General features: G+C 68.0%; 8 protein-coding genes and 1 pseudogene. 4 read left to right on the forward strand and 5 right to left on the reverse strand.

Annotated features, from left to right (window positions below):
* Positions 1-39 precede the first annotated feature (39 nt).
* The gene (locus AB0M88_RS43395) at positions 40-1,971 is read left to right on the forward strand and encodes a right-handed parallel beta-helix repeat-containing protein (RefSeq protein WP_364112341.1); all 1,932 of its coding nucleotides are present in this window, start codon (positions 40-42) and stop codon (positions 1,969-1,971) included.
* Between the two features lie 39 nt (positions 1,972-2,010).
* Complete coding sequence (locus AB0M88_RS43400) at positions 2,011-2,754, forward strand: hypothetical protein (RefSeq protein ID WP_364112343.1); 744 nt, start codon at positions 2,011-2,013, stop codon at positions 2,752-2,754.
* Between the two features lie 91 nt (positions 2,755-2,845).
* Here the strand turns inward: AB0M88_RS43400 and AB0M88_RS43405 are convergent, their stop codons facing one another.
* From AB0M88_RS43405 to AB0M88_RS43425, 5 genes and pseudogenes are all read right to left on the reverse strand, one after another.
* Positions 2,846-3,226 (reverse strand): hypothetical protein, encoded by a 381-nt coding sequence (locus tag AB0M88_RS43405; protein ID WP_364112357.1) that lies wholly within the window; start codon positions 3,224-3,226, stop codon positions 2,846-2,848.
* A gap of 301 nt (positions 3,227-3,527) precedes the next feature.
* Positions 3,528-4,037, reverse strand: a pseudogene (locus AB0M88_RS43410) (S8 family serine peptidase); the annotation flags it as partial.
* Between the two features lie 41 nt (positions 4,038-4,078).
* Positions 4,079-6,358 carry a glycoside hydrolase N-terminal domain-containing protein gene (locus tag AB0M88_RS43415; RefSeq protein WP_364112345.1) on the reverse strand — a complete coding sequence of 760 codons (2,280 nt, stop codon included), beginning with the start codon at positions 6,356-6,358 and terminating at the stop codon, positions 4,079-4,081.
* A gap of 160 nt (positions 6,359-6,518) precedes the next feature.
* Complete coding sequence (locus AB0M88_RS43420) at positions 6,519-6,992, reverse strand: hypothetical protein (RefSeq protein WP_364112347.1); 474 nt, start codon at positions 6,990-6,992, stop codon at positions 6,519-6,521.
* A 420-nt stretch (positions 6,993-7,412) separates the two neighbouring features.
* Positions 7,413-8,126, reverse strand: coding sequence for a DUF6082 family protein (locus AB0M88_RS43425; RefSeq protein ID WP_364112349.1), 714 nt, complete (start codon positions 8,124-8,126; stop codon positions 7,413-7,415).
* 749 nt (positions 8,127-8,875) lie between these two features.
* Between AB0M88_RS43425 and AB0M88_RS43430 the strand changes: the two genes are divergently transcribed.
* The gene (locus AB0M88_RS43430) at positions 8,876-10,747 is read left to right on the forward strand and encodes a ricin-type beta-trefoil lectin domain protein (protein ID WP_364112351.1); all 1,872 of its coding nucleotides are present in this window, start codon (positions 8,876-8,878) and stop codon (positions 10,745-10,747) included.
* Positions 10,744-11,502 carry an NPP1 family protein gene (locus AB0M88_RS43435; RefSeq protein ID WP_364112353.1) on the forward strand — a complete coding sequence of 253 codons (759 nt, stop codon included), beginning with the start codon at positions 10,744-10,746 and terminating at the stop codon, positions 11,500-11,502. The genes AB0M88_RS43430 and AB0M88_RS43435 overlap by 4 nt, the downstream gene beginning before the upstream one ends.
* The last annotated feature ends 49 nt before the right edge of the window (positions 11,503-11,551 follow it).

An 11,551-nucleotide genomic window follows, 5' to 3' on the forward strand; every position in this document is an offset into this window, starting at 1 on the left:
GCTTACATTCTAAGCGCTTAGATTCTAGAGTCCGAGGGCATGACCAGTGTTTTTCATGTCGCCACCACCGGCTCCGACTCCTCCTCCGGCGACGCGGCCGGCCCGTTCCGCACGATCAACCGAGCGGCCGCCGTCGCCCAGGCCGGCGACACCGTCATCGTCCACGCGGGGGAGTACCGGGAGTGGGTCAAACCCCGCAACGGCGGTCTGAGCGACTCCCGCCGCATCACCTACCAGGCCGCCGAGGGCGAGCACGTGGTCATCAAGGGCTCGGAGCGGATCACCGACTGGGTCGACGACGGCAACATGGTGTGGAAGGTCGTCGTCGACAACGCGCTGTTCGGCGACTTCAACCCGTACGCCGAGCAGGTCACCGGCGACTGGGTCGTGCGCCCGATGACCGGCATTCACCTCGGCGAGGTCTACCTCAAAGGCCGCAGCTTCTACGAGGTCGGCAGCCGCGCTGACGTCGACGACCCGCCCGAGCGCACCACGGTGGTCGACGACCGCACCGACACCACCGTCCCGGTCCCCGACGTGATTCAGACCCCGTTCGTCTGGTACGCCGAAGTCGGCGAGCAGACCACCACGATCTGGGCCAATTTCCAGGGCGCCGACCCCAACCTCGAAATAACCGAGATCAACGTACGCCGGTCGGTGTTCTACCCCGTCGAACACCACCTCGACTACATCACCGTCCGCGGCTTCGAACTCGCCCACGCCGCCTCCCCGTGGACGCCGCCGACGGCCGACCAGCCCGGCCTGATCGGCCCGAACTGGGCCAAAGGCTGGATCATCGAAGACAACGACATCCACGACGCCAAATGCTCCGCCGTCTCGCTCGGCAAGGAGGCGTCGACCGGCAACAACTACGCCGCCCAGCGCGGCGACAAACCGGGCTACCAGTACCAGCTCGAGTCGGTGTTCGCGGCCCGGCAGATCGGCTGGGATCGCGAGCACATCGGCTCGCATATCGTGCGCCGCAACACGATCCACGACTGCGGCCAGAACGCCATCGTCGGGCACCTCGGCTGCGTGTTCTCGACCATCGAGGACAACCGCATCTACAACATCGCGACCAAGCGCGAGTTCTACGGCCACGAGATCGCCGGCATCAAGCTGCACGCCGCGATCGACGTCGTCATCCGCCACAACCGCATCCACGACACCACGCTCGGCATCTGGCTCGACTGGCAGACCCAGGGCACCCGCGTGTCGCGCAACCTCATCTACGCCAACAACCGCGACATCTACATCGAGGTCAGCCACGGCCCCTACCTGGTCGAGCACAACGTGTTCGGCTCGCCGGTCTCGATCGAGGTGATGAGCCAGGGCGGCGCCTTCGTCAACAACCTGGTCTGCGGAACCCTGGCCGTCGTGCCGGTGCCCGAGCGCCCGACCCCCTACCACCGGCCGCACAGCACGCAGGTCGCCGGCTACGCGGCGATCCATGCCGGCGACGACCGCTACATCGGCAACGTCTTCCTGGGTGGGGACCGCTCTCTCGCGTACGGGCCGGGATCGCGCGACGGCGAAGTGGCCGGCTACGGCACGGCGTTCTACAACGGGCACCCGACGTCGCTCGAGGCGTACATCGGGATGGTCGGCGACCCGTCGCTGGGCGACCACAACCGGTTCGAGGACGTGAAGCAGCCGGTCTACATCCACCACAACCTCTACGGCCCGGGCGCGACCCCGGTCGACGGCGAGGAGGGCGCGGTCCAGGCCGACGTGACCGCCACGATCGTCGACGAGGGCGACCACGTCTACCTGTCGGCGACCGGCTTCGACGCCGTACGCGTGCCGGTCGTCGGCGGCCGCGACCTGGCGCCGACCCGCATCGTCGGCGCCGAGTTCGAGGAACCCGACGGCACGCCGGCCGTCCTCGACGTCGACCTCACCGGCGTACGCAAGACCGGGGGCCCGGCGGGCCCGCTCGCCGAGCCGGGCGAGCGCATCCGCGTCTGGTAAATCCTCAGGTCCGGGCCGCCGCAGCCGATGCGGCGGCCCGTGACTTCGAAACGTCGCCGCCGGCTTGTGCTGCTCGCTGTCACCGCGGGCGTCGCCGGCATACTGATCGCGTACGCATCCCGGCGCAAGCGCGCCGCCCGCCCGGTGCGCGCCGAGACGGCGGCAGCCGGGAAAACGGCGGCCGAGAGGCCGCCGCCGCGACCGGCGAAGCGCAGGCATCCGTGGGTGCCCGCCGTCTTCGCACTCGCCGGGACCGCGGTGATCCTGAGCGGTCTGGTCGCCGTGAAGAACCGCATTGACGAGCGGAGGAGAACCGAGGCGACCGACCGCGCGACGGCTGTCCTCGGCGCCCCGAGACGCGTGCCGGAGATCCTCTCGTTGGTGACCGTCCACGTCGACCGGCCGGATACCCGTACCTTCGGCCCGGTTGCGATGGGCCAGGTCCTCACCGTGACGGGCGATCCGGGTTTCGCGGCGCAGTTGCTGGCGGTGCGGGCGAAGGACGCCCTCTCCTACGCGGTCCAGGTGCGCAACGTCGGGACCGAGCCGTTCGACGGCTCGCTGACGTCCGGCGTATGGCTGTACGCCTTCGAATATCCTCCGGTGCCGCCGGCCGAGGGGAGACTCCTGGGGAGCGACGGCGTCGCGGATTCCAGGATCACACCGGGGCGGGAGGTCAGCCAGGTCGTGAGCTTCGTGCAACCGGGCCCGCTCGACGAGCTCCGGATCACGCTCCGGCTGGGGAACTACGACTCGACCGCGGTCTGGACGGCGGCCGCCTGAGGAGGCGGCGCTGGCCGAGGCGCCGGAACGGCAGGATGCGATGGCCGCCCAGCGCCTCGTCCAGAACGCCCTGTTCGGAGAGGTCGAGTGACTACTGCGAATCAATGAGCAGGCCGGGCACGACGTCGCGCCCGGTGTGGAACTCGCTGACGGTCGCGTTGTGGAAATCGGCTTTCGCTGGAATCAGGGTCAACCCCGGCCGATAGGGCACGGCCGGACCGCTTGCGGTCTGCGCGAAGGCGTACGCGGTGTAGACGCCGGGTGCCGGGAAGAAGAGTGCCGAGCGCTCGTTGCTGTGCCACGACGCCGTGCTGCGGTCGACCAGCTTCCCGTCCTTGTAGACGTAGAGGTCGATGTTGCTGTTCTCGCCGCCGGCCGACGTCTGCACGATCGCGCCGGCCGTTCCGGGCGGCACGGTGAAGCGCGTGCCGTCGGTCGCCTCCCCGCCCGGGCTGAACACGCCACCGGTCACCGTGGTGTGGATCGTCTTGTCCGACGTCGACCCGCGCCCGATAGGTCTCGGTGCGGCCGCCCACGTTGGTCAGGCGGCGGACCACGGTCACCGGCCTGGTCTCGTCGTACTCACGCAGCGCGATCGACGGCAGGTTGACCTCCTTACCGTCCGGCGTGACCGCGGCGGCAAACGCGGTGAGCTCGGCCGCCGACGGCTCGACGACCAGACCGGGATCGGCGGCTTTCCTGACCGATGGCAGACCGCTGCCCTGTTTGAGCGGGCTCGACGTCGATTCGGTGTCGGTCGCGGTGGTGCGCAACGCGGATGCCGTTGCCCCGGGCGGCCACGACGGATGTTCCGCCTTCAGAATCGCGGCCATTCCGGCCACGTGCGGGGCCGCCATCGAGGTGCCGGAAAAGGCGTCGAACGATCGACCGGCGTCACCGCTCGGCGAAACGGCGGCTATGACGTCGATGCCGTCGGCGACCAGATCCGGCTTCTGCAGACCGGTGTGGACCGGATCCGGGCCGTACGAGGAAAGGCCGGCCACGCTCGGCAGCCCGTCGACACTGGTGCCGTCGCCGCCCGGACGCAGCGAGGCGGTGCCGTTGGACTGGTGATGCCAGAGATAGTTGAACAGCAGGCCGGCCTGTTCCGCGCTCCACAGATAGACGACCGGAAAATCGTAGATCTGGTTGAGCCGCACGTTTCCGGCCGCTTGGAAGAGAACCACTCCGGCGCCGCCGTTCGCCTTCACCTCGGCGACCGCGCCGTAGGGGTCGTCGAAGTCGCAGGCGACAATTCTGCTGGGGTGGACAACACTGTCCACACTCGATCAAGTAATGATCGACATCCGCAAGATCTTCGTCGTCAGCCCGCGGGCGTTACGGTGACCGACGCGCCCGGCTCGAGGGTGACCGTGCGCTTCCACGAGCCGGCTCGCACCTCCGTCGTCGTGCCGCCGACGCTGTGGATGGTCGCGCTCGTGACCTTGCCGTTCCTCCACGCCACGTCCACCTTGAAGCCGCCACGCGCGCCGATGCCGGTCACCCGGCCCTCGGCCGCCCACGCCTTCGGCAGTGCCGGCAGCAGCTCGATCACGCCCGGTCGTGAATAGAGGACCATCTCCAGGCCCGCGGTCGTGCCGCCCAGGTTGGCGTCGATCTGGAAGATCGTGTAGCTGCCCTGGCTGTACATGTCGAAGAAGTTGGCCGACGTCCCGTTGCCGTTGCTGATCGACGGCCGCAGCACGGTCAGGAACAGCTTGTACGCCCGGTCGGCGTCCTTCAGCCTGCTCCAGCACAGCGACCGCCACGCGCACGCCCACCCGAAACTGTCGTCGCCGCGGGCCGTCAGCAGCGCGCGCACCCCGTCGAGGAGGGCCGAGGGGCTGGTGTCGGCGGCGATGCGGTCGCCCGGGAAGAAGCCGATCAGCGGGGAGAGGTGGCGGTGGGTGACTTCGCCCAGGTTGTCGGGGCTCATCCACTCCTCGAGCCAGCCGCTGGCCGGGCTGACCTTCGGCAGATACAGCCTTCCCTGGAGCTCCTTGATCTCGGCGGCGAACGAGGCGTCGACACCGAGGGCCGAGGAGGCGGCGCCGATCTCGCGGAAGAGCTCCCACGCCAGCTCCTGGGCGTACGTGATGCCCTTGGCGTCCTGCGGCCCGTGCTCGGGTGACCAGTCGTTGTCGTCGACCAGCACCTGTTTGCCGTCCACGGTCATCGGAATGAGGCGGGACCGCCAGAACTCGGCCGCGCCCTTGAGCACCGGATAGATCTTCTTCAGGTACGCCTGGTCGAGCGTGTATTCGTAGTGCCGCCACAGCGTCGCCGACAGCCACGCGTTGCCGGCCGGGTGCCACCACCAGCCGCTGCCGCCGTCGATGTTGGTCGAGAAGGCCATCGCCCAGCCCGCGATCTTGCCGCTGCTGTTGCGGAAGCGGTTGCGCGGATCGTTGAACAGCCGCCCGGTCACGTCGGTCCACGACGGCAGCTGGGAGACGCAGTAGTCGGCCAGCGCCTCCGCGCACTCGTCGAGGTTGCCCGGCCCGGTCGGCCAGTAGTTCATCTCGAGGTTGATGTCGGTGTGGTAGTCGCTGAACCAGTCCAGCGAGTTGCTGTTGGCCCACTTGCCCTGCAGGTTCATCGGCAGCGTGTCCCGCGAACCGGTGATCGTCAGGTACCGCCCGAACTGGATGTACGCGGCCTCCAGCTCGGGGTCGGGGGTGGTCGTGTCGGTGTAGCGCACGGCCAGGCGCGACCACGAGTCGAGACCACGCTGCAGCGGCGTCGACGATCCGAGGTGGATCGACATGCGGTTGTACAAGCGCTGGTAGTCGGCGACGTGGTCGGCTCGCAGGCGGTCGGCGCTGCTGGTGGTCGCCGCCTTCTTCTTCGCCGTGGCCAGCGGGTCGGTGCCCGTGGCGTGGTAGTCGGTGCCCGCGCTCACGATGATCAGCAACTCGTGGCAACCGCTGAAGCTGAGCCCGTCGACGCTGCCTCCGGTGCTCTTGAGGACGACGGTTGCGGCGTACTTCCGGCCGTTGCTGAGCGTGCCGGTCAGGTCGGCGCCGGTGGTCGTCTCGCCGTGCGTGCCGTCGAGCGTGACCGACCCGGTGTAGCTGCCGCCACCGGACTGGGTCAGCCGCACGACCACGATGTCGTCGGGGTGGCTGGCGTAGACCTCGCGGCGGTACTCCACCTTGCCGACCTGGTACGTCGCGCTGACCACGCCGGTGCCCAGATCGAGCTGCCGCCGGTACGCGGTCACGTTCGCGTGGGCCGGGACCTTCACGCCGACCTTGGCGAGCAGGCCGTAGCTGCCGAAGTGCGTGCCCTCGTACGGGAACTGGCCGTCGTCCTGCAGCGTGTCGTTGCGGTCGCCGCTCCAGAAGGAACCGTCCGTGACGTACAGGAAGTCGGCGGCGGGATCACCGCCGGTGAGACCGCCCAGCCGGCCGTTGCCGACCGGGAGTCCCTCCTGGATGATCCGGGCCTCGGTGGCCGGGGTCTTGTACCAGAGGATCTCCGCGCTTCCGGGCTGTTCATGGTGTGCGCCGGCGGCGAACGGATGCGCGTTGTGCACGGCCAAGCCGGCGCCGGCCGCGCCGGTCATGCGAAGGAAGTCCCGACGGGACGGTTCGAGGGACACGACGGACACCCCACCTATCGGACGGAGACGAAGTCTTCGTAAAATATGAGGAGTGGTTCGTGGATGTCAACGATCGACGTCCATAGACATCCGATCTTTACACCCTGCCGGGTCCTCCGGAGGCACTTGCGGCGGCCTTGGACCGGCCAGACCACCGATGTTATGAGCAGTGGTGGGTGACCGGGGCGAGCCAGTCCTTCATGGTCGGACCGAGCACGGTGCTCACGTCGTCCGTTGTCCTGATCTTCGCGAAGAAGCCGGCGTTCTTGGCGGTCGACTGCAGGTGGTCGGCCGCCTGCTTGCCGTCGGCCCGCATCTGCGCGTCGGTGCTGCCCGCCGTCGCGCCGAGAATCGCCGACCCGAACGCGGTCAGCTTCTGCTGGGCGTCCTTCCGCGCGGTGTCTCCGCTGGCCGGCACCTTGCTCAGGGACGAGGCGAAGGCCCCCATATTTTTGGCGTAGACATCGCCGATCGCCTCGCAGGAAGTCTTGGTGGCCACCTGCTCGGGCGTCAGGCTGACCGCCCCACCGGCCGCCGGCGTGCCCGCTCCGGGTGTGGGCCCACCTGTGCTCCCGCAGGCCGCCGCACTCAGCAGCAGCCCACCGGCAACAACCCCGAACAGCGCGCGGCGCATGACGAACTCCCTGCCTAGACCGGTTGATCGCCGTCACCCTACCGCCTCGATCGAGCTCTTTCAATGAATTCTGGGAGCGCTCCCAGTTCCTGCGCGAACCGACCGATCCACTCGAAAGATCTTCGGGATTTGGTGTATGGCAACGCTTTCCGTTAGAAACTACGATCGTGACCCTGGCTTCGCCCGCTGCAGCCGCCCTACCGCCCGCTCAAGTTCTGCGGAGGGTCGGCCTTCCGCCCGCTGCCCGGGGTTCGGCGACGGGATGTACGTGTCCGGACATTTTTGAGCTTGCGGACGGTAACTTCGCCGTTGTGGGCACTGATCGCACCGCTGAGATGAGAGACGGCCTTCCGCCAGATGCGGGCGTTGCTCCTTACGAGAGCATCGTGGTGATTACCCGGGCGACATTCATGGCGGCCGTCAAAGATCTGACCTAGGCCGCTCGCCGGCGCGACGCTCGCGGGGACGGGGGTTGTTCTCGGGGGAGCACGCGAGGACGGCCTCGTACTCATTCCAGATCGCGGTCGCGACCGCGTCGAGGTCCTGTTCCGCGGTTCCCTCGACGTAGATGTTGTGTCGGCTGTTGGCTGTGTCGCGCCAGAAAGCCCGGACGATCGGGCTGGCAAACAGGTATTTTAGATTGTTGACCATCTCGTCGTGGGTTGCGATGCCGGTGGTGTGCTGAAGCCAGACGTGCTGAACGAGCAGGTTGGCATAAAAGTATTGACGCTGCGTCGCCTGATCTTTGCCACCGTCGTTAGGCCACACCGCAGCGAGATCGGGGTCGTTGATGGCCATGTGCATCAGCGTGACGTGCTGGTCGCGGACTTCGGCGTCGACGCTGCGCTGGAGCGCCAATTGTGCAAATTGCATTTGCCAGGCCTGGAACGCCCACGAGATCAGGATTCCCCCGATGGCGAATGCGGACACGACGGAATTGGCCGCCTCGAAGGTCTGGCCGACATTGCCCCAGCGCGCCCAGGTCGCCGCGTCGCCCTGGCGTCCGAGTGCCGCCACCATGGCAATCCCTCCAACGATCATGAAGGCCGTCAGCAGCAGCATGGCGAGGGCTACCTTCAGGGCTCCGCGCATGGTGGTGGCCGGTCTTACGCCCAAAGATTCATAGCCGCTCATGACGGGTCCTCTCACCGGGTCGCGCGAACCCCAATTCGGTTGGCATCAGGTACCAGGATTGTGCATTGTCCCGGCAACGGAGAGTAAGACTTGTCGGCGTGAGTGAACCGCAGGCGACAAAGGATCTGTGCAAATTCTGCGACCTGGCAAATTGACATTTGGCAATGCGAAATGTGGCTGTTAACGGATGCCACGCGGAAAAGAGGGCCACGCGGCCCCGCGGGATCGAGCACGAGGAGGCCCACCGGGTCGCTCTCTATGCGGTCGGACGGGCGGTGCGGTTCGTCGAGCCGCCGCGGCCGCCGGGGCTGCTAGGCGGGATGCTGGCCGGCGAAGCGAGGATCGCGAGCCGGAAGGCGGCGGCGCGTCTGCCGGCCGTGCTGTCCACGCTGTTCGAGGCCTATCCGGCCGCGCACCGGGAGGTCCGGGCGGCGATCGTCGCCGGGGCGGAGCTCGTCGACGTCGCCCGGCTGCACCGGCGTGGTCCGGCGCCTGGCCGGTGGCCTCTTCGCGGTCGCGCTGGTCCGTCCGGGCGCGACCTTCGAACGGTCCGTCCCGTGGCGGGATCTGCCTGGTCAGCCTACGTGCGTACCCCGACGCCGGCGTCCGGGTAGAGGCCTACGCGATCGACCTGAGCTGAATCTGTTCATTATCTTTACAGATGGCCATTGACGATCTTCTCTCGGCAGGCCAAGATTTCGGGACAGTTATATCGAGCCTTGAAATTACTCTCCGAGAGGGCCGGGCCGATGCGCCGAACCGCCGTCCTGACCGTTGCCGCCTTAGGCACCTTCGCCGCGTTGTCCGCCGCCCCGGCGGCCGACGCGGCGGCCGCCACGTCGGTGCAGGTCTACCTCAGTTCCGAGTCCCGCACCGCGGGCTACGAGCCGAAGAACGCCAACTGGTACAGCAATCCCGCCACCGGGCTTGCCGGCACGCCCTACCAGCTGTCGCGCCAGGCCGACATCGCCACGACCGCGGCGTCGGGCACGCCGACCATCACGGTCGACACCAACACGCAGTTCCAGAGCATGCTCGGGGTCGGCTCCTCGCTCGAAGAGTCCACGATCTACAACCTGTCGCGGATGAGCGCGACCGCGCGGGACAAGGCGCTGCGCACGCTCGTCGACCCGTCGACCGGAGCCGGCTTCAACGTCATCCGGATCACCTTCGGGACGGCCGACTTCACGTCGCACGACTTCTACTCGTACGACGACGGCGCGTCCGACCCGTCGCTGAGCAGGTTCTCCATTCAGCAGGACGTCAACTACCACATCATCTCCGTCCTCCAGCAGGCCAAGGCGATCAACCCGAACATCAAGTTCTTCGCGAGCGCGTGGAGCCCGCCGGGCTGGATGAAGGACAACAACAGCCTGATCGGCGGCCACCTGGTGACCGGGCAGATCCCGACGCTGGCCACGTACTACCGCAAGGCGATCCAGGCGTACGCGGCCCAGGGCATCCCGATCTACGGCATGACGCTGCAGAACGAGCCCGAGTTCTCCGGGGCGTACCCGAGCACGCTGATCACCGCCGACCAGGAGCGGCAACTGGCGGTCGCGCTCAAGACCGAGCTGACCAACAACAGCCTCGGCGCGACCAAGATCTGGGCGTTCGACCACAACTTCAGCGACGGCGCGACCTACGCCTCCGGTGTGCTCGGCTCCGGCACCAGCCACAGCAACGCGTACTCGTCGGTCGACGGCATCGCGTTCCACGACTACAGCGGCGACCCCTCGGCGATGGCGACCGTCAAGGCGACCTACCCCGACAAGGACGTGCTGATGACCGAGCGTTCGGTCTGGGGCACCGCCGGCGCCGACCGCCTGATCCAGTACTTCCGCAACTCGGCCACCCTCTACGAGGGCTGGGTGTCGATGCTCGACCAGAACCACGCGCCGACCCGGTGGCCGGGCGTGCCCGACCCGACGATGCTCGTGCAGAGCGCCTCGAACCCGGACACCTTCTGGGCCCTGCCGGACTACTACATGATCGCCCAGTTCTCGAAGTTCGTGCAGCCGGGCGCCAAGCGCGTGTCGTCCAACAACGGCTCGTCGTCCGGCACGACGAACGTCGCCTTCCAGAACCCGGACGGGACTCTGGTCACGGTCGTCGTCAACCAGACGGCCGCGTCGCAGCCGGTTTCCGTACGGGTGGGAACCCAGCAGTTCGCGGCGACCCTCCCCGCCAAGACCGTCGGCACCTACGTGTGGGCCGGAGCGACCAGCGGAACCGGTACGCCGTCCCGGACCGGCCAGATCGTCGGCTACGGCGGCAAGTGCGTGGACGTCGCCGGCGCCAACGCCAACAACGGCACCGCCGTCCAGCTCTACACCTGCAACGGCACCACCGCCCAGCAGTGGACGGTCGGCACCGACGGCACCCTGCGCGCCCTCGGCAAGTGCCTGGACGTGGCCGCCGCCAACCCGGCCAACGGCACCAAGGTGCAGATCTACGACTGCAACCAGACCACCGCCCAGACCTGGACCGCGGGCACCGACGGCACGCTGCGCTCGCTCGGCAAGTGCCTGGACGCGACCGGTCCGTCGTCGGCCGACGGCACCAAGCTGCAGATCTGGGACTGCGCCGCCGGGGCCAACCAGAGGTGGACGCTCCCGTGAAACGCTCCCTGATCGCGGCCGGGCTCGCGGCGGCCCTGATCATCCTGCCGGCGACCCCGGCGTTCGCCGACCCACCGGGCCGGCTGCCGCAGAACGCGGGCGGCTACGAGCAGTCGTTCTCGCCCGCCTACGACTACGACACCGACGGCTGCTACGCCACGTCGGCGATCGGCGCGGACGGCACGATCGCGCCCGGCCTCAACCCGTCGGGCGCGGTCAACGGCCACTGCCACGACCAGTCCGACCTGGACGACTCGCAGACGTACGCCCGCTCGAAGTGCAACAACGGCTGGTGCGCGATCGTCTACGCCAGCTATTTCGAGAAGGACCAGGCGGTGGACGGCAGCGGCCTCGGCGGCCACCGGCACGACTGGGAGCACGTGATCTCCTGGGTCGACCAGTCGACCAACCAGGTCGAATACGTGACCACCACCCAGCACAGCAGCCAGGTCACCTACCCGAGCTCGCAGGTCCGCTTCGACGGCAGCCACCCCAAGGTCGTCTACCACAAGGACGGCCTGTCGACCCACTACTTCCGGCTCGCCAACGGCAACGACGAGCCGCCGGAGAACTACTACCACTACTGGTTCTATCCGCCGCTCGTCGACTGGACCGGCTGGCCCAGCACCGACCTGCGGGACAAGCTGATGAACGCCGACTTCGGCGACGCCACCATCAAAATCAAGGACGGCTCGTTCGAATACCTGCTCGGCGTCTCCAAGCCGGCCGGCATCCCGTTCGACCCGAACGCGTAGGCATTTCCCCGCGGCGGCCCGGGCCCGCACCGGCCCGGGCCGCCGGCGT

This window comes from Actinoplanes sp. NPDC051411, assembly GCF_040682075.1.
In the GTDB taxonomy this organism is placed as follows: Bacteria; Actinomycetota; Actinomycetes; order Mycobacteriales; family Micromonosporaceae; genus Actinoplanes.

What these genes read in the sequence shown, in the direction of transcription:
- AB0M88_RS43395 (WP_364112341.1), top strand. Translation starts at nt 40, where the DNA reads ATGACCAGTGTTTTTCATGTCGCCACCACCGGCTCCGACTCCTCCTCC.
- AB0M88_RS43420 (WP_364112347.1), bottom strand. Translation starts at nt 6,992, where the DNA reads ATGCGCCGCGCGCTGTTCGGGGTTGTTGCCGGTGGGCTGCTGCTGAGT.
- AB0M88_RS43425 (WP_364112349.1), bottom strand. Translation starts at nt 8,126, where the DNA reads ATGAGCGGCTATGAATCTTTGGGCGTAAGACCGGCCACCACCATGCGC.
- AB0M88_RS43430 (WP_364112351.1), top strand. Translation starts at nt 8,876, where the DNA reads ATGCGCCGAACCGCCGTCCTGACCGTTGCCGCCTTAGGCACCTTCGCC.